The sequence below is a fragment of the Pseudomonas sp. JZ114 genome (assembly GCF_051027705.1).
GTDB classification, from domain to species: Bacteria; Pseudomonadota; Gammaproteobacteria; order Pseudomonadales; family Pseudomonadaceae; genus Chryseomonas; species Chryseomonas luteola.
In genome coordinates this window covers 2,098,236-2,123,324 of record NZ_CP069256.1, presented here as the reverse complement: position 1 = coordinate 2,123,324, position 25,089 = coordinate 2,098,236, and the positions used below count along the sequence as shown (strand labels likewise).

Here is a 25,089-nt window from a genome sequence, read left to right as displayed (position 1 = left end):
GACGAAGTGGCAGTTATTGACTGCACAGCTCTGGATTAGAAGGAGTTTACATTCGGCATGACTGGCCACGATCAACGCGAAGCCGACCCCATACGCTGTGAGAGCGAGCCTATTCATATTCCAGGCGCTATTCAGCCTCATGGGTATCTGATTGCTTTTAGAGAAGCCGATACTCGCGTTCAGCACATCAGCGCCAACCTCCCTACGCTTTTGGACTGCAAAGCGGATGCGGTACTTGGACAGCCTCTTGCAAAGATCCTGAATGCTCAAGCGCTGTCGCAGGTCGAGCAAGCGCTCCGGCAGCCCCATTTCGACGAGGTCAATCCGCTGTTATTGACGGTCGGGGGCCACGAATACGAGGGTCTGCTGCATCAACATGATGGCTTGATCTTTCTCGAACTGGAGCGTGCTCAACCCACTTCGCCTTCTGACGGCGTTCTGAATTCACGCGCGTTGCGTCGCCTGCAAAAAGTACGCACGTTGGCGGATTTGCAGCAAGTGGTAGTCGAGGAGGTCAGAGCCCTGACAGGCTTCGACCGCGTTGTGGTCTACCGATTCGATAACGAAGGTGACGGCCAAGTGGTGGCAGAGGCACGAGATCCTGAGGTAGATCCCTATCTCGAGCTTCGGTTTCCTGCCTCTGATATACCGGCCCAGGCCCGTAAGCTCTATGAGCATAACTGGATTCGCCTGATTCCCGATGCTCGCTATGAGCCGGCCCCCCTGCTTCCGCCATTCAGAAGCGAGACAGGCCAGCCGGTAGACCTTAGTTGTGCAATCCTGCGCAGTGTTTCGCCGCTGCATCGGGAATACATTGGCTATCAAGGCTTGCGGGCGTCAATGAGTGTATCGCTTATGCAGGGCGATTCCTTATGGGGCCTGATCAGCTGCGGTCATAGGGAGCCCCATTACCTTCCCTACCGAATTCGTGCCGCTTGCCAGGCAATTGGCGAGTTAACGTCGCTCCAGATCAATGCGCTCCAAGAGCGGGATGCCCAACAGCAGCGTGAAGCCAAGCAGGAATACCTTTCTCGCCTGGTGGAAGCCATGCATTCGGCTGAAGATGAGGCGTTGATCGGGCTGATGTACAAAGGGGACGATCTTCTGGCGCTTGCGGATGCCAGTGGCGCTGCCATTTTGGTCGATCAGCGCGTATTGGCTGTGGGGGATTGCCCAAGTGATGCTGAAATCAGGGCGCTTGCCCAATGGGCTGAATTGCAACTTGGCGAGAGCGGGATTTTCCATACGCGCTGTCTGCCCAATGAGCTGGCTGATGCCTCTGCCTATGCGCACCTGGGTAGCGGCCTTATGGCTATTACCCTGCCCAAGCCAGTCACCAATATGGTGCTGTGGTTCAGACCAGAGCTGGTCAAAACCCTCAAATGGAGCGGTAATCCGAATAAACCCTTAGAAGCGGACCCAGAGACCGGTCAGCTGCGTCCTCATCCGCGGCGCAGCTTTGCCGTTTGGCGAGAACAGGTACGTGGACGCTCCAAGCGCTGGCTTCCTGGAGATATTTATGCCGTCAAGGACTTGCGCCGCTCAGCGATAGAAATTGATCTGGCCCTTCAGGTCGCCCGCGAACGCGAGGCCGTACGTGCCCGTGACGAGATTGTGGCAGTAGTCTCCCATGACCTGCGTAATCCCATGACGATTGTGACCATGCAGGCAGGCCTTATGCAGCGGATGATCGTGGGCGATCAACGTGAATCATCCAAGCGCTTGCTGTCGGCGATCAATATCATTCAAACGGTCGCTACACGCATGAATAGCATGATTGGCGACCTGTTGGACCTGTCCAAGATTGAATCGGGCCGCTTTCAGATTTCACCTCAGCCCCATGATGCTTCCAGTCTGGTCCACCAGGCGGTGCAACTCTTGCAGTCGCTCGCCGAAACCAAATCCATTCAGCTCAAGATTCATGTAGAAGACGACGTGATCCTGAATGCCGATGCCGAGCGGCTCTTTCAGGTGCTATCGAATCTGATCAGTAACGGTATCAAGTTCACGCCTGCTGGTGGCAGTATCGAAATATCCGTGACGCGTGAGGGTAGCCACGCCTGCTTCTCCATCAAAGACAGCGGCATAGGCATTTCCGATGACGAATTGGAGCACATCTTTGATCGTTACTGGCACGTCAAGGCAGGCAACCCAACGGGAACCGGGCTGGGCCTATTCATTAGCAAGGGAATTGTGGAAGCGCATGGAGGTAGAATTTGGGTCGTGAGCGATCCCGGACAAGGCAGCACCTTTCATTTCACGCTGCCCCTGGCCGCTTGATTGACTGAGGCGTTAGTCCACTACTAGTGATCTGCTCGTCAAGAAACCTTTACAGCAAGCCTTGCAAACCGTGGATGTTGGCACGGCTGTCAGAAAAACGTGACACTTTATCCCACAGCAACAGCCCGGGTCCTTCAGGCCGGGGTTGTTACTTGTGCTGGCTTCGGCTCATATAGGCCTACTGGAAAGGACATTCCATTACCGCTTCTCCGGTACGTCCGCTCCGTCACATACAACAATAAAAGGTGACGCATGATCCTGAACGTAGACTGCCTGCTTTCTAGCTCTAAAACCGCCTCGATTAACCTTACCTATCACAGGTGTACTCATCAAAAGAGTGCTTCAACCGATAAAAGGCGGAGTACCTGCGACATTTTTACCTAGTTTGGCCTTCGCATAGACACGCTTCACACCGCACAATAACAACACCTTGCGTGAGGACGTTTAAATGGTTGGTCGTAACACCCAATCGGGTACACTCAAACGTGGCCTGAAAAATCGCCATATCCAATTGATAGCCCTGGGTGGCGCTATTGGTACTGGTTTGTTTCTTGGCTCGGCAGGCGTCATGCAGTCGGCCGGCCCTTCCATGATCCTGGGCTATGCCCTGGCTGGATTTATTGCCTTTCTCATCATGCGCCAACTGGGCGAAATGATTGTCGAGGAACCTGTAGCCGGCTCGTTCAGCCACTTCGCTCATCGATACTGGGGAGGCTTTGCCGGCTTTCTGTCAGGCTGGAACTGCTGGGTTCTCTATATCCTGGTAGGCATGTCCGAGCTGACGGCGGTTGGCAAGTACATTCATTACTGGTGGCCGGAGATACCCACTTGGGCCAGCGCCGCCTTCTTTTTCCTGCTGGTCAATGCCATTAACCTGGCCAATGTGAAACTGTTCGGCGAGGCCGAGTTCTGGTTTGCAATCATCAAAGTGGTTGCCATCATCGGCATGATCCTGCTGGGAACTTACCTGCTTATCGGTGGCAGTGACCCACAGGCTTCTGTCAGCAACCTGTGGTCGCATGGCGGCTTCTTCCCCCACGGCATTCAGGGATTGGTCATGTCCATGGCCATCATCATGTTCTCGTTTGGTGGCCTGGAAATGCTGGGCTTTACCGCCGCCGAAGCCTCGGAGCCCAAGAAAGTCATCCCCAAAGCCATCAACCAAGTAATCTACCGTATCCTGATCTTTTATGTCGGCGCCCTGATCATTCTGCTTTCACTCAAGCCCTGGGATTCGCTGGTACAGACGCTGACTGCCTCCGGCGATGCGTACAGCGGTAGCCCCTTTGTCCAGATCTTCTCTCTGATTGGCAGTGATGCAGCGGCCCACATCCTGAACTTTGTCGTACTGACCGCAGCGTTGTCCGTCTACAACAGTGGTTGCTACTGTAACGGACGCATGCTGTTGGGTCTGGCTGAGCAAGGCGATGCGCCTCGTTTCCTGGCCAAGGTCGATGCTCGCGGCGTACCGGTAAGTGCCCTTCTGTTCTCGGCCGCTATTACCTTCCTGGCGGTAGTTGTCAATTATCTGATGCCGCAGCAGGCGCTTGAGCTCCTGATGTCGCTGGTAGTGGCAACGCTGGTAATCAACTGGGCGATGATCAGCCTGGCGCATCTGAAGTTTCGTGCGCAGATGAAGCGCCAGGGTGTCAGCACGGCGTTCAAGGCGTTCTGGTATCCCTATGGGAACTACCTGTGCCTAGCGTTTGTAGTCTTCATCCTGGGCACCATGCTGTTGATTCCCGGCATCAATATCTCGGTCTACGCCATTCCGGTATGGCTGGTCATCATGGTGGCGTGCTATCGCCTCAAGCGTAAGCCGGACGCCAACGCCGCAGAACCTTCGCTGGCAGCCACTTCGGCTGACTAAGCCAGACACCTGGACCCGTAAGGGTCCAGGCTCCTCCTCTGTATCAACTTTTCCCTCCCGCTGTAGCCTAATGCTCCGATCTTGCGTGTTCGCAACCGGAGGAAGAGCAATGGATTTAGGCATTTCGGGACGCTGGGCAGTGGTATGTGCTGCCAGCAAGGGGCTGGGTAAAGGCTGTGCCAGCGCGTTAGCTCAGGAAGGCGTCAACCTGGTAATCAATGCACGCGGCCTTGAAGCACTGGAGGAGACCGCCACATTTCTACGCTCGCTCAATCCTGCTATTGAGGTCCGCTGTGTCGCAGGCGATATCAGTGATGAAAACGTCAGACAGGCACTCCTGACTCAATGTCCACAGGTCGACATCCTTGTGAACAACGCAGGCGGACCTCCGCCGGGAGACTTTCGTGACTGGACGCGGGAGGACTGGCTGAGCGCCGTCGAGACCAATATGCTGACGCCCATCGAGCTGATCAAGGCAACCGTTGATGGCATGGCGGAGCGAGGATTCGGTCGTGTCGTGAATATCACGTCCTCTGCCGTCAAGGCGCCTATCGATATTCTAGGATTATCCAATGGCGCACGCAGCGGCCTGACGGGGTTTGTCGCCGGGCTTGCGCGTCAGGCTCGTCTGGCGGAGCGCAACGTTACGATCAACAACCTTCTGCCAGGTTCTTTCGATACCGATCGGCTACAGAACACGCTGGAGCGTTCTGCACAGTCCACTGGCAAGCCGGTAGCAGATATCGTTCAGCAGCGATTACAGACGATCCCCGCCAGACGCTTCGGCACGGCAGATGAATTCGGTGCGGTGTGTGCTTTTCTATGCAGCCAACATGCGAGTTACATGACCGGCCAGAACGTGTTGCTCGATGGTGGGCATTACCAGGGCACGTTCTGAAAGAAAAGCCGGCGATTGCCGGCTTTTCCGCTACCGAGAGACCTCGGCAATCGCACGTGCCAGCTCATCAAGCCGGCTCTCGTCCAGCCCGGCGACATTGGCCCTGCCGCTACTGACGAGATAAACGCTATAACGCGCCTTGAGCTGTGCGACCTGCTCAGCGGTGAGTCCTGTATACGAGAACATACCGCGCTGCACGGCAATATGAGCAAAGCGCTCGTTCAAGCCAAAGGGGATCAGTGCTTCGACCAGTCCCTTGCGCAAGCTCGTGATACGCGTGCGCATGGCATTGACTTCTTCCTCCCACATTGTGCGCAATGAAGCAGTACCCAGGATCTCGGCCACGACCGCCGCACCATGGGAAGGTGGCGTAGACCAAAGATTACGGGCAATCGAGGCGAGCTGGCTGCGTATGGCCAGAAGACGATCTGCATCTTCCGCCACCACGATCAGCCCTCCCGTACGTTCACGGTACAGACCAAAGTTCTTCGAGCAGGAGCTGGTAATCAAAAGCTCTGGCAACGCCTGGGCAAATAACCTGACAGCCCAGGCGTCTTCTTCCAACCCGTCGCCAAACCCCTGATAGGCAAAGTCGAACAAGGGCAGCAGCTCGCGCTCCTTTACGATCCCCAATACCTGCTGCCAATCGGCCCGACTCAAATCGAAGCCAGTCGGATTATGACAACAGGCGTGCAACAGGATGACGTCACCTTTGGGAATCTGCCGCATGGCTTCGAGCATACCGGCTACATCAAGACGGTTATCTGCCCCCACATAGGGGTAATGCTGCACGGCGAGCCCGGCGGCCCTGAACAGCGTTTCGTGAATCGGCCAGGTTGGCTGACTCAACCAGACGCCCTTGCCTGGCAGACACTGCGCAATGAACTCCCCTGTTAGCCGCAGGGCTCCTGTACCACCGGCGGTCTGGGTACAGCCGGCCCGTTTGTCATCGATCACCGCGCTATGTGCACCTAGAACAAGGTGCAGCAGGTAGGTCCCGAAGCTCACATCGCCGTGGCCGCCAACATAGCTTTTGGTCTGTTCGCTGCCAATCAATGCCTGCTCCGCCAGTTTGACGGCTTTGGGAATGGGAGTAAGGCCTTGCCGATCCTTATATACGCCTACGCCCAGATCCAGCTTGGCGGGGTTAGGATCGGCTCGAAACGCTTCAAGCAGCCCCATGATCGGGTCGCCGGCTACCCAGTCGACCGTCTTAAAATGGCTCACTTGCGCCCCTCCGCTGTAGCCGCCACCTCGTCCGTGCGGGCCGCCATGATGAAATCGTTGCGATGAAGTCCTTTGATCGAATGGCTCCACCAGGTCACCGTCACCTTGCCCCATTCGGTCAAGAGGCCGGGATGATGCCCTTCTTCCTCAGCAATAGCGCCAACGGCATTGGTGAACGCCAGCGCATGGCGAAAATTCTTGAAGCGGAAGACCTTTTCGAGCTGCATGATTCCGTCACGCACTTCAATGCTCCAGTCCGGAATCTGCCGAATCAGCTCCGCCAGCTCTTCTTCGCTGACTTTGGGGGCATCGGCGCTACAGGCTTCGCAGTGGCCTTGTTTCAGAGCGGTAGCAGTCATGTCTTCTCCTTGTAATATCAGGCTGCTTTGGGCGAAAAGCGGGGTTTGTGAAGCCCGAGCTGCATGGCCTCGCGAACCATGCCCATGATGTCTTCATGAGCGACCTGGAATAGCCGCTTGAGTTCAGGCAACACGAAATAGACGGGTTGCAGAATATCGATTCGATACGGGGTACGCATGGCCTCGATGGGGTCGAACGGCAGGTGCTCCGGTTCGGCCGAAAGCGAATACACCGTCTCCTTGGGCGATGACAGGATACCGCCTCCATAGATCTTACGTCCCATCGGCGTATCCACCAGTCCAAACTCAATGGTCATCCAGTACAGGCGCGCCAGGAAGATGCGCTCTTCCTTGGAGGCAGCGAGCCCCAACTTGCCGTAGGTATGGGTGAATTCGGCAAACCAGGGATTGGTCAGCAGCGGACAATGGCCAAAGATTTCATGGAAGATATCGGGCTCCTGCAAGTAGTCCAGCTCTTCCCGGGTTCGAATGAACGTGGCGACTGGAAACTGCTGGCTAGCCAACAAGGCGAAAAACGTCTCGAAAGGGATCAACGCTGGCACTTGTGCCACGCGCCAGCCCGTGGTGCGTTCCAGTACGCGGTTGACTTCGGACAACTGAGGTATGCGGTCCATAGGCAGATCAAGCTGGGTAATACCGTCCAGGTATTCCTGGCAGGCCTTGCCTTCAATCACCTTCAACTGCCGGGTGATCAGCGTATTCCATACACCGTGTTCGTCATCCGAGTAATGAATAAAACCAGACTCATCCGGTTTTCTCGCCACGTACTGCGTACCTTTCATGTAGCCTCCTTGACGGCGGATGCCGCTGGGTCTTGTTGTATGGCTCTAGCAATAGCGCGAAGGCGGTCTGTGTGTATAAGGGTAAAAGATCAAGGCAGCATATGTTGCCTGGATAATTCGTAAGAAAATCTTTACAGCAAACTGTTAAGGGTTCACTTCAGGCTGTGTGGTTTACTTGATAAAAGGCCTATCTGGCACATATTCTTGACACTCAATTTGCGGCCCATTGAAAAATTCGGCTGCACCGCCCGCCATAATCACAACAATGGGCCTGCTCGATGCGAATCAAAGTTTTGTGTCAGAACCGCGTAGGCATTCTGCGCGACATGCTCAATCTGTTGGCTGACTACGGGATCAACGTGGCCCGTGGCGAGGTGGGAGGCGACCAAGGCAATACGGTCTATCTCTACTGCCCTAATCTGATCAATCTGCAATTCCAGGCACTGCGACCCAAGCTCGCGGCCATCCCCGGTGTGTTCGATATCTGGCGTATCAGCCTCATGCCCAGCGAGCGTCGCCACCTGGAACTCAATACGCTGCTCGGCGCGTTGGAGTTTCCCGTGCTGTCGATTGATATGGCTGGCCATATCGTTGCAGCCAACCGCGCAGCAGCACAGCTATTGGGTGCCCGAGTGGACGAGGTGCCCGGGATGGCACTCTCAAAATATGTGGATGAGCTGGACTTGCCTGAGCTGGTTCGTGCCAACAAATCCCGGCTCAACGGTCTGCGTATTCAGATCAAGGGCGATGTCTTTCTCGCCGATATTACCCCCCTGCAGACCGGGCATGACGACAGCGAGGCCCTGGCGGGCGCCGTACTGACGCTGCACCGTGCCGACCAGGTGGGCGAGCGTATCTATCAGGTACGCAAGCAGGAGCTTCGAGGGTTTGACAGCATCTTCCAAAGCTCCAGGTCCATGGCTGCTGTCGTCCGGGAGGCGCGACGCATGGCTCCTCTTGATGCGCCGCTGCTGATTACCGGCGAAACCGGTACCGGCAAAGAACTGCTGGCGCGGGCCTGTCACCTGGCAAGCCCTCGCGGTCAAGCCCCCTTCATGGTGCTCAACTGTGCGGGTCTGCCCGAGTCGATGGCTGAGACGGAACTGTTTGGATACAGCGCTGGTGCATTTGAAGGGGCTCGGCCAGAGGGCAAGCTTGGACTGCTTGAGCTTACCGCCGGCGGCACGCTTTTTCTGGATGAAGTGGGTGAGATGAGTCTGCGCCTTCAAGCCAAACTGGTTCGGTTTCTGCAAGATGGGATTTTTCGCCGGGTGGGTAGCGACGAGGAGGTCTACCTGGACGTCCGTGTCATCTGCGCCACCCAGCAGGATCTGTCCGATCTGTGCGTACAAGGCGAATTTCGCCAGGATCTGTACCATCGCCTCAATGTGCTTTCGCTGCACATCCCCCCCTTACGGGAATGCCTGGATGGACTGGAGCCGCTGGTCGAACACTTTCTGGATCAAGCCAGCCGCCAGATCGGCTGCCCGCTCAAGCCTTTGGCCCCTGCCGCCTTCGAGCGACTACGCCATTACCCCTGGCCTGGCAATGTGCGTCAGCTTGAAAATGCACTCTTTCAAGCGGTTTCCTTGGCCGAAGGCAAGGTAGTTAAACCTGAGCACATACGCCTGCCGGATTACGGTACCCCACAACCGCTGGGACACTTCACGCTGGACGGTAATCTTGACCAGATCGTTGGTCGATTCGAAAAGGCAGTGCTGGAACAGCTGATTACCCAATACCCCAGCAGCCGCTTACTGGGAAAACGACTTGGCGTCTCCCATACCACCATTGCCAACAAGCTCCGGTTATACAGCATTGGGCAGCCTACCGAGCCGCAAGGATAAACAGCCAAAATCGGTGTGAAATATCCAGGTGATCGAACACGATCTGCACAGTTAATGCCTGAATAGTATCCGCAACCACAAGATGGCCACGCTTACTCAGCATAGCCACAACCGATGAACGTAGGCCGGTTTTTCATGAAGCTGTCCGAACCGGTGGTAAAGACGCCATGTTGATTGAGTATTGGTTAATCAGCGAGTCCCTGTTGCACGACGCGGCGGACTCGACGGCCTTTAACCTGAAGGGTCACTTGATTCGAGCGCGAGACAGAACGCTTCGACCTCTCAAGGTACTTTACGCACTACTAGATCCTAATTTGGCAGACTACTGCACCGGACATTTTATCCTTAAATTTCAATTATTTAAACTAAAAAATTGATCCTATATCTAACGTTAAGTGAACGGTTTTTAAATACTGGGTAGCTACGTAAAGAGCTGTTCAAATCTGATCGAATAGAAGATTTAATCGCTATAAATCAAAAACTTATTTATGTAATTTAATGTTATTTATAGATATAAACCAACATTAAAGCATGCCGTGCGCTCTCATCTGAAAAGCCCCCTGCGGTCAGACAGGAGGCTTTGTACGTTGATCAATGCGGAGCTGGTGCGGAGCCGACTGGCGTGAACTTATAAAGCTTGTCATTAGGGCCTGCCAAAATTGAAGCGACCATAGCCAGAGCCCCAGAACAGTTGACCATTTATAATCGATGGCGCACTGGCTACCGAGCCACCTGACGCATACTTCCAGATAGTAGCCCCGGTATTGCGTCGAGCACTACCATGTCACCGGACATCGAACCGGCATAAACCAGACCCGGCGACGACGCCATCGGCCCTAACCCGACTGCCTATTTTGACGTCACCGGATTGGTACCGGTGGCAGGCACTTGGCAGAGAATCCGGCCAGTTGTCGCATCCAGCGCGGACCACATACCACCCTTCCAGCTTTTCTGGAAATCAGGCGCCAACGTGTGATTCTGATTTGAGGAATTGTTGATCGACACATAGATTGGAGAATTGAGCGGATCTACCGATGAGCTCCACTCGATTCCGCCGATCGTGTCTCCAGGGCCTACCTGTGTTAACCAGAGGGTTTGCCGGTCCTGCGTCCAGTACCAGCCTCGGGTTGGCATAATTATCCGGTATTAGGCAGGCCGTTTGAGCGTTATTAGTCGATGCGCCCTAGACACAACAGCACGCTGCGCTCGCCGAATGCCATAGACCCTGCGGTTGAAGGGGTCAACCGTCAGCATGCCTCACACGACAGCGTCGGCAGGCTGTTGGTTGACACGCCGGTGCCGATACAGGAAGGATCACACCGTGCGGCCGAACAGATTATGTGATGGCGCCAATATGCCAGGGAACGAATTCATTCTGCCCATAGCCGTGCTGCTCGCTCTTGCTTCGCTCGCCCGAGGCAATCCTGAGCATTTTGTCGAAAATCTCGGCTCCGGATGCTTCGATGGTCAGCGTACCGGTCGCGATTTCGCCACAATTGATGTCCATGTCCTCTTCCTGACGCTGCCAAAGGGCGTTATTGGTCGAAAGCTTGATCGAGGGCGCCGGTGCGCATCCATAGGCCGAGCCCCGTCCGGTAGTAAAGGCAATGAGATTTGCGCCTCCCGCAACCTGTCCGGTAGCGGAAACCGGGTCATAGCCGGGCGTGTCCATGAATACCAATCCCTGAGCCCTTACCGGCTCGGCATATTCATAGACAGCCATCAAGTTACTTGATCCGGCTTTCGCTACCGCGCCAAGCGATTTTTCCAGAATGGTCGTAAGACCACCCGCCTTGTTGCCTGCAGACGGATTGTTGTTCATTTCCGCTCCCGTGCGTCGGCAATATTCTTCCCACCAATGGATGCGCTCGATAAGCTTTTCGCCTACCTCACGGCTGGTAGCCCGACGGGTCAGCAGATGCTCGGCACCATATATTTCCGGTGTTTCGGACAGGATAGCCGTACCACCGCAGGCTACCAATCGGTCCACCGCATTACCCAGGGCCGGATTGGCGGTAATACCGGAGTAGCCATCCGAGCCGCCGCATTGCAGGCCTACTATCAAATGACGGGCACTCACAGGCTGGCGCTCGATGCGATTGGCTTCGCTCAAGAGGTCTTTCACATACGCAATGCCTTTGGCTACGGTCTTGGCCGTACCTCCCGTATCCTGGATGGTGAACGTACGCAGTGTTGCGGTCGCTTCCAGCCCCTGAGCCGCCATCATGCCTTCGATCTGGTTGGTTTCGCAGCCAAGTCCGATCACCATGACCGCCGCGAAATTGGGATGGACGGCATATCCGCCCAGGGTGCGGCGCAAGATGGCCAGAGGCTCGCCTGCTGAATCCACAGCGCAGCCGGAGGTATGCGTCAGCGCGACGACGCCATCCACATTGGGATAAGGCGCCAGAGCGGCCGGATTGATATCCCGCCGAAAATAGTCAGCCACTGCCCGAGCTACAGTCGCCGAGCAATTTACCGAGGTCAGGATACCGATGTAGTTGCGCGTCGCTATACGACCATCCGGGCGGACGATACCTTGAAACATTGGCCCCTCGGTGGGAAAGGCCTGCACGTGGGCATCCTCTCCAAAAGCATAATCCCGGGCAAACTCGCCCATCGCCAGGTTATGAACATGGATGTGCTCGCCGGGCATGATAGGGGTCGTGGCAAAGCCGATGATCTGACCATAGCGGCGCACCGGTTGCCCGCTATCAATCCGGCGCACCGAGAACTTGTGGCCTGCGGGAATGGGCTGACTGAGGGTTACGCGCTCCTCCACGATGGCAAGCCCTGCCGGCAGCGGCTGTAGAGCCACGAGGACGTCGTCCTGCGGGTGGAGGCGAATCACGGCTTTGGCGGTATCGATCCCGCCTGTTTTTGTTATCAGTTCCATGGCGTTCTCACGGTAATGTCAATTTTGCAGTAATTGACGCACGGCCAGCTCTACCCCGCGCAACTCTGCCAATCCTTTGAGACGGCCGATCAGTGAATAGCCGGGGTTGGTACGGCGATGCTGATCATCCAGCAGCTGATGACCATGATCGGGCCGCAAGGGAAGTCGGGGGCCATGCTCATGTTCGCGTCGACGCTCTTCCAGAACCAGCTCACGGATCACACCGACCATGTCTGCGTCTCCGGCCAGGTGATGCGCTTCGTGAAAGCTGCGCGGATCAGCCTCGCGCTTCACCGAGCGCAGGTGAGTGAAATAGATGCGAGGCGCAAACTGCCGAGCCATGGCAACGAGATCGTTATCTGCACGCACCCCGTAGGATCCGGTGCAAAAGGTCAACCCGTTGGCCGGACTGGGTGCCGCATCAAGAAGCCATTGGGCGTCCTGTGCGGTAGACACGATACGAGGCAAGCCCAGAAGAGGCCGTGGCGGATCGTCGGGGTGAATGGCCATGCGTACGCCCGCCGCCTCCGCCACCGGCATAATGGCCTTGAGAAAGTAGCCCAGGTTTTCCCGAAGCTGCTCCGCGTCGATGTCCGCATAGGTCGCAAGCAGTCCTTTGAAATCATCCAGGCTATAGTGCTCTTCAGCGCCTGGCAGACCGGCAATCAAAGTAGCAACGAGCGTATCGCGCCGGGTGTCGTCCAGGTTGTCAAAATAGGTACGGGCCCGCTGGATATCGTCCTCGGTGTAGTCCGCCTCGGCGCCTTCACGCTTGAGGATAAAGAGATCAAACGCGGCAAATGCATCCTGATCAAAGCGTAGTGCCCACCCGCCGTCCTCCAGCGGCCATGCGAGGTCCGTACGGGTCCAGTCGAGGATGGGCATGAAGTTATAGCAGACGATGTCGATACCGCACGCCGCGAGATTGCGAAGGCTCTGTTGGTAGTTGCCAATGTAGTCATCGCGGCGGCCACAGCCTCGCTTGATATCCTCGTGAACGGGAATACTTTCCACCACCGACCAGGTCAGTCCAGCTGCCTCGATCATCGCCTTTCGTTCACTGATCGCCTCTACTGTCCAGACTTCCCCGTTGGGAACCTGATGCAAGGCCGTGACGATGCCTGTCGCGCCGGTCTGCCGAATGTCGCTCAAGCTGATGGGGTCGTTAGGGCCGAACCAGCGCCAGGTATGCTCCATGACTTCGCTCCTCAGTGATTATTATTGTTCGTCGCTTCTGCGAGCGCCGCGGCAATACCTTGGGTGCTCAGCACACGGTAGGCTTGATGCACGGCCTGCCGGAACCCCTCCTGCTCGGTCAGACTCGCCGGAAAGACGTCCATAAGTCCCAGAAAGGCCTCGACCAGTGCCCCTCCCTGCCGGTGCGCATGCAACTCAGCAAAGGTGTCACGCAGCGGATCATTTACCTCATGCGCCCCTTGGCTGCTCTGCCCGGAGCAGTACTCAATCCAGGCCGCTACGCCAAACGCAATGCAGCTGATTCCGCCTCCCTGAGCAAGCCGTGCTTCCGTGCCGGAGAGCCAGCGCTGAGGCAGCTTTTGCGAGCCGTCCATAGCGATCTGATGCAAACGGTGCTGGAGGCTGTCGTTGCGAAAGCGTGCTATCAGATCATCAGCATAGGCGTTGAGGTCGATTCCTGCCGGCATCTCCAGCGTCGGCATGGCCTCGTCCTTCATGTAATGCCGGATGAGTCTGACCAGTGCAGGATCATTCATGGCGTCATACACCGTGGTATGACCTACCAGTGCACCTACGTAGGCCAAAAGTGAATGGCTGCCATTGAGCAGGCGTAGTTTCATGGTTTCGAATGGGCGTACATCCGTTACCATCTGCACCCCCTCCTGCTCCCAGTCGGGCCGCCCCTGAGGAAACTGATCCTCTATCACCCACTGGCTGAAGGCTTCGCCGATAACGGCTGCCGAGTCCTCACACCCAAGCTGACGCAACGTTTCGAACGAGGCGTCAGTCATGGCCGGAACAATGCGGTCTACCATACTGCAGGGAAACGCGACCTCCTGACTGATCCAGGCGGCCAGTCGTTCATCTTGGGCAGCCGCCAATTGCGTTACCGCCTGCCGTGTTCGCTGGCCGTTGTCCGGCATGTTGTCACAGCACAATACTGTAAAGGGGGCTATCCCACGGGCATGACGTCGGCGCAAGGCCTCTACCAGCAGACCTGGGGCCGTGCGCGGCGCATGAGGCGTGCGAATATCATGGACGATATTGGGGTCATCTACGCGTAGCTGCCCAGTGGCGGGACTCAAGCAGTAGCCTTTTTCCGTCACAGTTAGCGTTACCATGCGTGTCGCCGGATCGGCCATTCGTTCGAGCAAGGCTTCTTTATCTTCACCGTCTTCGCCGGCATAAAGTACCTCCTGCAGCGCCGCGATTTCCCGCAAGGCAACGTGCTCACTGTCGCGGTATTCGGCCACGTGATAGCGACAACCTTGCGCACGAAGCTGATCGACAAGTACCCGGTTGGACCGAATGTTGGCGCTGCATATACCCCATTCGCCTCCACCATGCCGTGCCAGAGTGCGCTCCAGGTAGACCGCCTGATGCGCTCGGTGAAATGCACCAAGGCCCAGATGCACGATGCCGATGATCGGCTTTGGATAGGTTGAGGGATACCGCTCGACTTCACGCATGGGAAGGCTCCTTGATTCCTGCCAGAGTAACGCCACAGGCTTCCCCCAGCGCTTGAAGGGATTCGATCACCCCTGTCTCAACCGGCACACCCTCACGCGATGCCGCTTCCTGGGCCTGGATTTCCTTGAGTCCCGCGTACCAGACCTGATCGTGCCCTGCGGCAGGCTCCGAGGTGCGCAGGTCTGACAAGAGCTGATCCATGGCTTGGCGAAACTCATCCGCGGGACGGAACAGGTCGATTCGAAAAGCAGCAAAAAAGTGCCCCACTCGCCCCGTACTCCCAGGCGTATCGTGCAGGTGCCTGCCAAACCCATGCCCCGCCAGTGCGCCACAAAGGATGTCGACCATCACGGCAAGACCATAGCCCTTGTGGCCACCAAACTCGGTGCCCGCACCGCCTAATGGGTGCAACCCGCCGCCTGCATAGATGTTCATGCTTTCCAGGAGACTGGGGGCATCATGGGCATCGCCTCCATCCGGTGCCGCAGCCCATCCAGTGGGCAACGGTGTGTTCTGCCGGCCATAGACTTCTAGCTTGCCGCGCGTCACGGCTGTGGTCGACATGTCCAGCACAAAGGCCTTTTCCCTGTCGGCCGGTGCGGCAAAAGCGATCGGGTTGGTGCCAAACATGCATTGTCGACCATGCGTGGGAACGCCAAGTGCCGCCGTGTTGGTCATGGCGATGCCAATCAGGTCATGGGGCAGCGCCTGCATGGCGTACCAGGCGGCAATACCAAAGTGGTTCGAATCGCGTACGGTCGCGAAACCCGCGCCGTGCTCGCAGGCTTTGGCAATCACGGCATCCATGGCCTGCTGGCTGACCGTGGTGCCCATACCGCCCTGGGCGTCCAACACCAGCGAGAGCGGCGTTTCATGAATCAGCTTCGGTTTGGCATCTGTCAGGATACTGCCCGCCTTGAGCCCTCGCACATAGCGCGGCAGACGTGCTACGCCATGGGAAGGAATGCCCCGGGCGTCGGAGTTCACCAGCACTCGGGCAGCGAGTTCGGCGTCCGGTGCGGCGAGACCATGGGCTCTAAAGACCTGCTGGCAGAATCCTTCAAGCGCCCCTTGTTCTACACATGTGTACTGCATCTGCAACTCCTTACGAGGAACGGCCCAGTACTGACGGCGTAGCGACCGATGGCGCCATCTCCGCCTGCACAGGGGCAATAGGCTTGACGAAACGGGCCACACACAGCGCACCCACAACCGTCAAAAGACCTGCCAGGAGGAAGGCACTGGTAAATGCCCCGGTAAACTGGACGATAAAACCGGTCACGGTTGGTCCGACGATGCCGGAGGTATTGGCCAGGAAATGCATGAAGCCGCTTACTCCACCGACCCGTGCCGCCGGTACGGTATCCTGGATGATGGCCCAGTAAATAGCGCCGGTCAGATACAGGAAGAATACAGACAGCGCCACCAGCGCTACCGCGCTATACATGGTGGAAACAAGCCCGGCGCAACCGATGCAGACCGCACAGCACAACAGGCACCCCACCAGCACCACCTTGCGCGAGAACATCACCCGGCCGGTTTTCTTGAGCACGAAGTCGGACACGAAGCCACCCAGCGCCAGTCCCAGGCATCCCAGAATCCACGGAATGACGGTCGCGATGCTCATGTCCTTCACGTTCATGCCATGAGCCATGGTCAGGTAGCTTGGGAACCAGGTCAGGAAGAAGTACAGCGTGTAGTTGTAGGTGAAGAAGGCAAACGCCGTAAACAGCACGGTAGGCTGCTTGAGGTAATACCGGAGTGGCTGAGTCGGCACGTTGGCAATCTCGGTGAGCCGTTCACCCTCTTCGATTTCACGTGCTGCCGCACCGTCCGGCTTGGCCTTGATAAACTTGAACCACACCGCCGCCCATACGAGGCCAATAATCATGATGACGATAAAGGACTCCTTCCAGCCGTAGGTGACGGCAATGATGCCTACCACCGGCCCGGAAATGGCGCCACCCAACGGCGTACCGGCCATGGAAACGCCCAAGACGCGTGCTCGCTTATCGGGCGCGTACCACGTGTTCACCATCTTGCTGGTCGTCACGCTTAGCGGCCCTTCCCCCATGCCAAACAGCACGCGGATCAGGAACAATGAGGCAAAGCCCAGGGCCAGCACCGTCAAGCCACTGAACAGTGACCACAGCACCATGGCTACCAGCAGCGTGGTTTTGGCGCCGTAACGATCTGCCGCCCAGCCGCCGACAAAGTTGAAGGCTGCATACCCTACGAAAAAGCTGCTGAAGATCAGCCCCATCTCGCCGGCATTGAGCCCAAAGTCCTTCTGAATGAACGGAGCCGCCACAGACAATGCCGAGCGATCCAGATAATTGATGACACCCGCCAGAAACAGCATGACGAGTACCAGGCTACGACCTTGACCAAACATGGAAACCTCCCGCTTCTTGTATTTATCGGTGAGGGCGCCCGGGTGGGCGCGTATCGATTGGAAAGACGGCTAAGGCCGTCCGAGTTAACCCGCCACGTGCATCAACTCCACTAACACCTTACGCGTCTGCTCAGGATGGCTTTCGATCAGATCAATGGCCTCAGGCATATCGTCAAAGGCTACGCGATGGCTGATCAGATCCTGCGCATTCAGCTTTCCGGTCGCCATCAGCTCAATCACCCGTGGAAATTTGCGGTTGTTGAGCCGCGATCCTACTAGCGTCAATTCCTTCTTGATCATTTCCAGCTGTACCAGGTCGCTGGGCGCTGCATTGAAACCCAGAAGACCAATCCGCCCGGCGGGTGACGCCAGCCGCACTATTTGAGGCATCAACGCAGGAATACAGGCTGCATCTACAATGAGCGGTACGCCCTCGCCTCCGGTCTGCTCCTTCATGACAGACTCCACATCCTGTGCCTGCCCGTTGATCGTGCATGTCGCGCCCAACGCCCGGGCTGTTTGCAGGCGCGTATCAATCACATCGGTAACAGTGATGTCGGTAAGTCCCAGGGCGCGCGCCATCTGCACGATGGTCAACCCGATAACGCCAGCGCCATAGACCAGTACAGAGTCGCCTGGCTGAGGTTGCATGCGATCAAGCACGTTCAGCGCGATGGAATACGGCTCCACCAAGGCGGCATGGCTGAGCGGCATCCCCTCTGGCAGTTTGTGAGCGTTCTCCGCTGGCACACTGACGCGCTCGCTGAAACCACCGTCGCGGTGCACGCCAATCACTTGCAAATGGGTACAGACATTAGAACGGCCAATGCGACAGGGGTAGCAGGTGCCGCAACTGATGACCGGATCGACGCACACACGATCGCCAACGCTCAGCGTCTCGACACCCTCGCCGACCTCCTGAACGACACCGGCAAACTCATGCCCGGTCACCCGTGGAAACCGAACGAATGCGTTCTGCCCATGGATGATATGCATGTCCGAACCGCAGATACCCGCATACGCCACGCCTACCACCACCTCACCTGGCGCAGCGACTGGTGTCTCGACCTGGGCCAGACTGAACTCATGGGGAGCCCGTACCTGAAAGGCTTTCATTATTTGCCACTCCTCTGGATCGACCTAACGGCTGCACCGGCGTTACCCAGCAGCCTCCCTGCATACAATCGGTTCTGTTTGTTCATTGTGCGTACCCGTCTGTTGTTGTCATTGTCGAGCATGATTCACCAGTGCCAGAGCGTACCGTCTACGAGGCGGTTTACCGGCAGACTGGCACGCTTGTAGGGATAGCGCGCCGCCAGATCTTCATCGATGTCTACGCCATGCCCTGGCGCTTCGCCCGGCGTGAAATGACCATCTTCGAATCGATACGCGTGGGGGAAGACTTCATCGATCCGCTCCTCATGGGGCATGTGCTCCTGGATGCCAAAGTTAGGTACCCAGGTATCGAAGTGCAGTGCCGCTCCCATGCATACCGGTGACAGGTCAGTTGCGCCGTGAAAACCGGTACGCACGTGGTACAGCGCCGCCAGATCAGCGATCCGCCGGACATGGGTAATGCCACCGGCATGCACAAGCGTTGCACGGATATAATCGATCAGCTGCTCCTGGATCAACTCGCGGCAGTCATGGATCGAGTTGAAGACTTCACCCACCGCCAGTGGTGTGGTGGTGTGCTGGCGGATCAGGCGGAAACCTTCCTGATTCTCGGCAGGCGTACAGTCTTCCAGCCAGAACAGATTGAATTCCTCTACCGACTTACCCAGACGCCCTGCTTCAATAGGCGTCAGGCGATGGTGCACGTCGTGGAGGATGTGCAGGTCGTCACCGAAGCGTTCACGAACCGCAGCAAACAGCTTGGGGACATACTTGAGGTACTTGGCAGTGTCCCAGACGTGTTCGGCCGGCAGGTCACTGTCTGCCGGCTCGTAGCGCTCACCTTCGCGCTTGGCTACACCATAGGTGGTGGGAATACCGGGAATGCCACATTGGACTCGGACGGCCTTATAGCCCAGCTCTACATGTCGGGCTACCTCATCCAGGCAGGACTCAATGTCCTTGCCGGTAGCGTGCCCGTATACCATCACCTGCTCACGACTCTTGCCGCCAAGCAATTGATACAACGGCATATTGGCGGCCTTGGCCTTGATGTCCCACAACGCCAGGTCAACCGCGGCAATCGCCGTCATGGTGACGGGCCCACGACGCCAGTAGGCACCGCGGTACAGGTACTGCCAGATGTCTTCGATTCGATGAGCATCCCGTCCGATCAAGGCAGGAATAACATGTTCTTCCAGATAGGCGACCACGGCCAGCTCACGGCCATTGAGGGTAGCATCGCCGATTCCGTAAAGACCTTCGTCAGTCACAATCTTGAGAGTGACTAGATTACGACCGGGACAGGTCACGATAACGCGGGCTTCTCTTATCTTCATTGTTCAAGCCTGGGCAGCTAGGGAATACGAAAGCGCGGGCATTGCCGGCATGGCGGGAGGCGGGATCAGGGCGCCTCGGTGCTGAATGACACTGACAGCCAACCGGTGACCCCACCGGGCAGCCTGTTCAGGATTACCGCCCTGCAGACGACAGGCTAAGTATGCTGCGCTGAAAGAGTCACCGGCGGCGGTGGTATCGACCACCTGCTGCGCCTTCTCGCCGGGAATCGTCAGAACCTGCCGTCCGGTATGGATCAGACACGGAGCCTCCCCCCGCTTGAGGACTATTTCGGTAACGCCTGACTGGGCATAGGTACGGAACAAGGCCTCAGGTGAAGAGAAGCCGAACAGCTCGACATCGTCCTCCCAGGTAATCAGCGCCAGGTCGACCAACGCCAGCAATGCCTGATAGCAGTGTTGTGCCGCGCCGCGATCCGGCCAGAGTCGGGGGCGGTAATTATTATCGAACACGATCCGCGTGCCCTGCATGCGCGCCTCGGCCAATGTCTCGAGAAGCCGTGCCCGGCCTTCAGCAGTCAGCACCGCCAAGCTGATGCCACTCAGGTAGATGACGTCATAGTTGAGCAAGGCCGCCAGCGTCTGCGCTGCCTCATGGCCATCGAAGCAGCGTCGGGCGGCCGCCTCACCACGCCAGTAAAGAAACTGCCGCTCGCCCTGCTCATCAGTCTGGATGAAATAAAGACCAGGCAATGCATCAGGCAGGTGTCGCACATTTTGTGTACCCAGCCCTTCAGCCTGCCAGGTTTGACACATGGCCTCGCTGAACGGGTCTTGACCGATGGCGGTTATATAGTCCACCGAAATGGCCGTGGACTGGCATAGCCGAGCCAGGTAGACCGCGGCGTTGAGTGTATCCCCGCCAAATGCCTGAGTAATCGTGCCTGCGCTGTCGCGTTGCAGCTCGATCATGCATTCACCAACCAGGGCAACCCGTATCGGGGATGGCAAAGATTTGAAGAGGGTCGTCATAGGGAGCCCCCCACCCGATTCGTCACATACGCGTCTGCCTGGACGGGCATTAGATACCGCTGTGGAATAGCCTGCATCATCTGGTGCCTTCTTGTTTTTGTAGCGGGGTTCCACGCTTGCGGCCCCTACATCAGCATTATTGAAACGTGGTTTCAATTCCTGTATTGAACCGAGTGTAGCGATTCAACAAGGCACGTCAAGAGAAATGAAACGCTGTTTCGAAATGGAATTCAGATACACTTAACAACGTTCGCAGAGGAGCCCGCATGGATAGTCCCACTACCAATAATGAATCTGTAACCGCGGTTAGCCGGACCATGGCTGTTCTGGAAGCGCTGGGTCAGTGTCCTGAAGAAAGTGGCGTTTCAGAAATTGCGCAAAAGCTGGACATGTCCAAGAGCACCGTCTACCGCTTTCTACAGACCCTTAAATCGCTAGGGTATGTCGTACAGGACAGCGAGGATCGTTATCGCCTCAGCGTGCGGCTGTTCGAACTGGGCAGTAAGGCATTGCCGCATATTGATCTAGTACGTGAAGCCGAGCCCGGCATGCGTACCATCAATGAGCTTACGAGCGAAACAGTGCATCTAGGCATTCTCGATGAAGACAATATCGTTTATGTCCACAAGATCGACTCGCGCTACAACCTGCGGATGTACTCGCGGATCGGCTTGCGTGCGCCGCTTTATTGCACAGGCATTGGCAAGGTACTGATGGCCTGGCGCGACGAGCAGGATGTACGCAAGCGCCTGGCGAGCGAGACCTTCCAGCCTCGTACGGCCAATACCCTGTCGAGTCTGGAGGCCTACCTTGAGGAGCTGGCACTTATCCGCAGCCAGGGATACGGTGAGGACAAAGAAGAATTCGAAGAGAATATGCGCTGCCTTGCCGCGCCCATCCATGACCGCTTCGGCCATGTCGTTGCTGGAATGAGTGTTTCCTTCCCCTGCTTTCGCTTCAGAGAAGAACTCAAAGACGAATACGTTCAGGAATTACTAAAAACAGCCCAGGTCATTTCGCGCCGCTTGGGTTGCCCCGAAAGCATGTTTAACTAAATGTTCGACGTGTCTCCGCTGCTACTAGCGAAAGCAGCGGAGAAGTAACAGTGCATTTAGTGTGCAGCCGTCAATCCACGATAAAGCTTGTGGTAGTACCGTAATAGAGATTATCCATCTTTTGACCGGCTACTTCATAACCATTCGCAGGCGTCTGGTAACCACTTGCCAAGATGAACCGACCTTTCTCCTTGGCAGGGACATCGACAACGCCCTGACTATCCGTCTTCAATTTCAGCGCCTGATTTTTTGGATCGAACAGAACCACATCATGTTCGGCAAGCGGCTTGCCTTTGAACAGTAAGGTAAAGCGGTTACTGTTTGCAGCAGCAGGCACGAGTTCGTAATCCAGCAATGCCTTGGTCTCGGTGCGGCCTGCACGAGCGTGCATCAAGGCGGCTGTATAATGGCCCTGCTCATCCTTCCAAGGTTTCCAGACCTGATCGTTATAACTGCGAACATCCCCCTGCTCGTTTACTGCAGCCTCCAGGTGATCTTCACGTGCTACAACCTTTGCCGTTGCATTTCGATCATGGGTAAACACTTGAGTGGTAGGGGCCAGCGCAGCAATGGTCTCGCCGGTTTCCAATACGCCCTCGTCCGGCTCGCCGAGGTAGACACGTATGGGGCCACTTGCATCCCGCTCAAGCCAGAGTTCATGCGCGCTTGCATTAAGTACAACGCTACCAAGACCAATACAGAGCAGAGCGTTTCTAAGTATCACCACAGGTTTTCCTTATTGAAGGTTATTGGAAGCGCCCCTTCACCACTTGGCAAAAGAAATTCGCACCGGTTGCACCGCTTTCATGTATCGCGCAGCAGTACATAAAGCATGTAAAAATCACTGATGAGAAGCGTTTTTCCGCCTGCTTGACCTCTTTAGCCCTTACCTCACATTCATCCTATCCCGTTACGTCGATAAAGCCTTATAGCTAATTTGTAATGAGATATTTTCTTTTTTGATACAAATTCTCAATTGATATAAGTTATCAGGTAGATAGAAATTCTCTCACCTCGCGCTATTAGCTGTGGTTGTGCTTAAGCGCTTATCTACAAAGGACTTGTATGTACCGCTCTGCTGCTTCATCTTGCGCTATCGTTGCCTGCGTGACCCTGCTTGCCTCACCCATAAATGCGGCTGAACAAGAGGCTGCCTTTGAACTGGACGCTACCGAAATCAGCGAGGAATCGCTGGATGAAAGTCCTACAGGGCCGGTAAGTGGATATGTCGCCAATCGCAGCCTTACGGCAACCAAGACCGATGCCTCATTGATCGAGACACCGCAGTCCATTTCGATCATTACCCGTGATCAGATGCAGGCTCAGGATGCGCAGAGCCTCAATCAGATCCTGCGTTACACCGCGGCCGTCATTCCGGAAAGTCGTGGCGCTACCGCCTCGCGCCTGGACCAGTTGACCATTCGAGGGTTTTCACCAGGCAGTTACCTGGACGGGCTGCGCATGCCCGGCAGCCGGGATGCCCTTCCTCAGGAAGATGCCTTTGATCTGGAGCGTGTAGAGGTACTACGAGGGCCTGCGTCGGTACTTTATGGACAATCCAGCCCGGCAGGCGTGATTAATATGGTCAGTAAGCGTCCCCTGGATACGCCCTACCATGAAATCGCTGTTCAGATAGGCACGTTTGACAAGAAGCGGACCACGCTGGATTTCAGCGGTCCTTTAGACGACGCAGGAGAGTTTTCCTACCGCCTGCTGGGTCTTTATGACGATGCGGATGGCCAGATCGAACACACCGAAGTACGTCGACAGTCTATTGCACCGTCATTCACCTGGCGCCCCTCGGAGAACACGACCCTTACACTGCTGGGCCATTTCCAGCGGGATCCCAAAGGGGGCTCCTACGGCTCCATTCCCGCCTATGGCTCAGCACTGCATAGTCCAACTGGCAGGCGCATCAAGGTCGACTTTTACGACGGTGACAAGGAGTTTGAAAAGTCTGATCGTGAGTACTATTCACTCGGTTATCAGTTCGAACATCGCTTCAACGATACCTGGACTGTACGGCAAAACGCTCGCTACCTGCGCAGCGAGGGCATTTACCGCAGCTTGTACAATGCATCCGTTCTGGCAGCTGACTACCGCACGATGAGCCGCAGCACCATTGCAACCGATGTAGACATTGACTCCTACGCCCTCGACAACCAACTCCAGGCCAAGTTTGGTACGGGCCCGTTACAGCACACCGTGTTACTGGGTGCTGACTATCAGAACACCAGCAGCGATACCAAGGCCGGTTATGGAAAAGGCAGTAGCCTGGATATCTTCGACCCTGTCTATACCGGTATCGATCGCTATCCTGCCTTCTCCACCGACGCGACTCAGCGCAGTGAGCAGAAAGGTCTCTACCTACAGGATCATCTGAGTTGGGACCGCTGGGTCCTGCTAATGGGAGGACGATACGACTGGGCAGATACCAGCAATAGCACACTCACCCTCAGCACTGGCAGAAAAGCCAAAAGTTTGCAGTCCAGCGAAGCATTTACAGGACGTCTGGGGCTGGTCTACCTGTTCGATAATGGGTTCGCACCTTATGTAAGCTATGCGGAGTCGTTCGAGCCGCAGTCGGGCACGCTCTATGGCGGCTCGCTCTTTCAGCCATCGGAAGGCAAGCAGTACGAAATCGGAATCAAATACCAACCGCCTGGGAGCAACAGCTTTATCACCATCGCGGCGTTTGATCTGCGCAAGACCAACGTACCGACACTCGACCCAGACCCTACCCATCTGTGTAACGGCAGTCGCTGCCAGGTACAGGATGGCGAAGTCCAGTCCCGTGGCCTGGAGATTGAAGGCAAAGCCAGCCTGACCAACAATCTGGACATCACTGCCGCCTACGCCTACCTCGACAACCGGATCACAAAATCCAACAATACCACCAGCAGAGCCCCTGGGGTGACGGGTGTTGCAAACGGTCCCGAGGTACCCGTGGAAGGCACGACCACTTACGGCCTGCCTCGCCATACCGCTTCCGCCTGGGCCGATTACACTTTTCATGAGGGGCCGGTTAAAGGTCTTGGAGTAGGCGGCGGTGTACGCTACGTCAGCTCCTCTTGGGGCGATGCCGCCAACACGTTAAAAGTATCTGGCTATACGCTGTTTGATGCGGCCATTCATTACGACGTCGGCCCTATCAACAGCCCTACCGATAACCTGCGGCTGGCCCTGAATGTGACCAACCTGACAGACAAGGAATACATCACCACCTGCTACTCGTATTCGTGGTGCTGGTACGGTTCGCAGCGTACGGCGCAGTTGAGCGCAACGTATCAGTGGTAACAGCTCCGCCGGAGCGAGGTTGAGCATCAAGCAGTGGCGATAACCTCGCCTC

At 56.5% G+C, this 25,089-nt stretch carries 18 protein-coding genes; 6 read left to right on the top strand and 12 right to left on the bottom strand.

All coding sequences use genetic code 11. The features are described 5' to 3' along the window. The first annotated feature begins 57 nt into the window (after positions 1-57). The 3 genes from JQR90_RS09890 (at position 58) to JQR90_RS09880 (ending at position 5,048) form a co-directional block, all read left to right on the top strand. Entirely contained in the window at positions 58-2,280 is a 2,223-nt protein-coding gene (locus JQR90_RS09890) for an ATP-binding protein (RefSeq protein ID WP_010798299.1), read from the top strand. 448 nt (positions 2,281-2,728) lie between these two features. Next, complete coding sequence (locus tag JQR90_RS09885) at positions 2,729-4,150, top strand: amino acid permease (RefSeq protein WP_010798298.1); 1,422 nt, start codon at positions 2,729-2,731, stop codon at positions 4,148-4,150. Positions 4,151-4,259: 109 nt separating this feature from the next. After that, entirely contained in the window at positions 4,260-5,048 is a 789-nt protein-coding gene (locus JQR90_RS09880) for an SDR family oxidoreductase (protein WP_010798297.1), read from the top strand. A gap of 30 nt (positions 5,049-5,078) precedes the next feature. On the opposite strand, the gene JQR90_RS09875 is transcribed toward JQR90_RS09880, so the two are convergent. The 3 genes from JQR90_RS09875 to phhA are packed head-to-tail and all read right to left on the bottom strand — an operon-like array spanning position 5,079 to position 7,437. Continuing rightward, positions 5,079-6,230, bottom strand: a complete 1,152-nt coding sequence (locus JQR90_RS09875; protein WP_051370253.1) for an amino acid aminotransferase — start codon at positions 6,228-6,230, stop codon at positions 5,079-5,081. Between the two features lie 41 nt (positions 6,231-6,271). Beyond that, complete coding sequence (locus JQR90_RS09870; protein WP_010798295.1) at positions 6,272-6,634, bottom strand: 4a-hydroxytetrahydrobiopterin dehydratase; 363 nt, start codon at positions 6,632-6,634, stop codon at positions 6,272-6,274. A 17-nt stretch (positions 6,635-6,651) separates the two neighbouring features. Next, complete coding sequence (phhA, locus tag JQR90_RS09865) at positions 6,652-7,437, bottom strand: phenylalanine 4-monooxygenase (RefSeq protein WP_010798294.1); 786 nt, start codon at positions 7,435-7,437, stop codon at positions 6,652-6,654. Positions 7,438-7,715: 278 nt separating this feature from the next. On the opposite strand from phhA, the gene JQR90_RS09860 reads away from it, so the two are divergent. Beyond that, positions 7,716-9,284 (top strand): sigma-54-dependent phenylalanine hydroxylase transcriptional regulator PhhR, encoded by a 1,569-nt coding sequence (locus tag JQR90_RS09860; protein WP_010798293.1) that lies wholly within the window; start codon positions 7,716-7,718, stop codon positions 9,282-9,284. A 1,336-nt stretch (positions 9,285-10,620) separates the two neighbouring features. On the opposite strand, the gene JQR90_RS09855 is transcribed toward JQR90_RS09860, so the two are convergent. The 8 genes from JQR90_RS09855 to JQR90_RS09820 all read right to left on the bottom strand — a co-directional run bounded on the left by JQR90_RS09855 (position 10,621) and on the right by JQR90_RS09820 (position 20,625). Beyond that, positions 10,621-12,180: a UxaA family hydrolase gene (locus JQR90_RS09855; protein WP_010798291.1), complete on the bottom strand. Its 1,560-nt coding sequence runs from the start codon at positions 12,178-12,180 to the stop codon at positions 10,621-10,623. Between the two features lie 18 nt (positions 12,181-12,198). Further along, positions 12,199-13,377, bottom strand: coding sequence for a mannonate dehydratase (uxuA, locus tag JQR90_RS09850; RefSeq protein WP_010798290.1), 1,179 nt, complete (start codon positions 13,375-13,377; stop codon positions 12,199-12,201). 11 nt (positions 13,378-13,388) lie between these two features. Beyond that, a complete protein-coding gene (locus JQR90_RS09845; protein ID WP_010798289.1) occupies positions 13,389-14,846 on the bottom strand; it encodes a mannitol dehydrogenase family protein in 1,458 nt (485 codons plus the stop codon). Beyond that, positions 14,839-15,942, bottom strand: a complete 1,104-nt coding sequence (locus JQR90_RS09840; protein ID WP_010798288.1) for an Ldh family oxidoreductase — start codon at positions 15,940-15,942, stop codon at positions 14,839-14,841. The genes JQR90_RS09845 and JQR90_RS09840 overlap by 8 nt, the downstream gene beginning before the upstream one ends. A 10-nt stretch (positions 15,943-15,952) precedes the next feature. Further along, on the bottom strand, positions 15,953-17,242 hold the full coding sequence (locus tag JQR90_RS09835) for an MFS transporter (RefSeq protein ID WP_010798287.1): 1,290 nt from the start codon (positions 17,240-17,242) through the stop codon (positions 15,953-15,955). Positions 17,243-17,326: 84 nt separating this feature from the next. After that, a complete protein-coding gene (locus tag JQR90_RS09830) occupies positions 17,327-18,358 on the bottom strand; it encodes a Zn-dependent oxidoreductase (protein ID WP_010798286.1) in 1,032 nt (343 codons plus the stop codon). A 125-nt stretch (positions 18,359-18,483) separates the two neighbouring features. Then, positions 18,484-19,695: a D-mannonate dehydratase ManD gene (gene manD / locus JQR90_RS09825; RefSeq protein ID WP_010798285.1), complete on the bottom strand. Its 1,212-nt coding sequence runs from the start codon at positions 19,693-19,695 to the stop codon at positions 18,484-18,486. 3 nt (positions 19,696-19,698) lie between these two features. After that, positions 19,699-20,625, bottom strand: a complete 927-nt coding sequence (locus tag JQR90_RS09820; RefSeq protein WP_434156938.1) for a sugar kinase — start codon at positions 20,623-20,625, stop codon at positions 19,699-19,701. A 326-nt stretch (positions 20,626-20,951) separates the two neighbouring features. Here JQR90_RS09820 and kdgR point away from each other — a divergent pair, with 326 nt between their 5' ends. Continuing rightward, positions 20,952-21,740 (top strand): DNA-binding transcriptional regulator KdgR, encoded by a 789-nt coding sequence (gene kdgR, locus JQR90_RS09815; RefSeq protein WP_010798283.1) that lies wholly within the window; start codon positions 20,952-20,954, stop codon positions 21,738-21,740. A gap of 70 nt (positions 21,741-21,810) precedes the next feature. Here kdgR and JQR90_RS09810 read toward each other — a convergent pair whose 3' ends face one another. Then, the gene (locus JQR90_RS09810) at positions 21,811-22,464 is read right to left on the bottom strand and encodes a DUF4198 domain-containing protein (protein WP_239380847.1); all 654 of its coding nucleotides are present in this window, start codon (positions 22,462-22,464) and stop codon (positions 21,811-21,813) included. A 341-nt stretch (positions 22,465-22,805) separates the two neighbouring features. Between JQR90_RS09810 and JQR90_RS09805 the strand changes: the two genes are divergently transcribed. Then, positions 22,806-25,037: a TonB-dependent siderophore receptor gene (locus JQR90_RS09805; RefSeq protein WP_010798281.1), complete on the top strand. Its 2,232-nt coding sequence runs from the start codon at positions 22,806-22,808 to the stop codon at positions 25,035-25,037. Positions 25,038-25,089 lie beyond the last annotated feature (52 nt).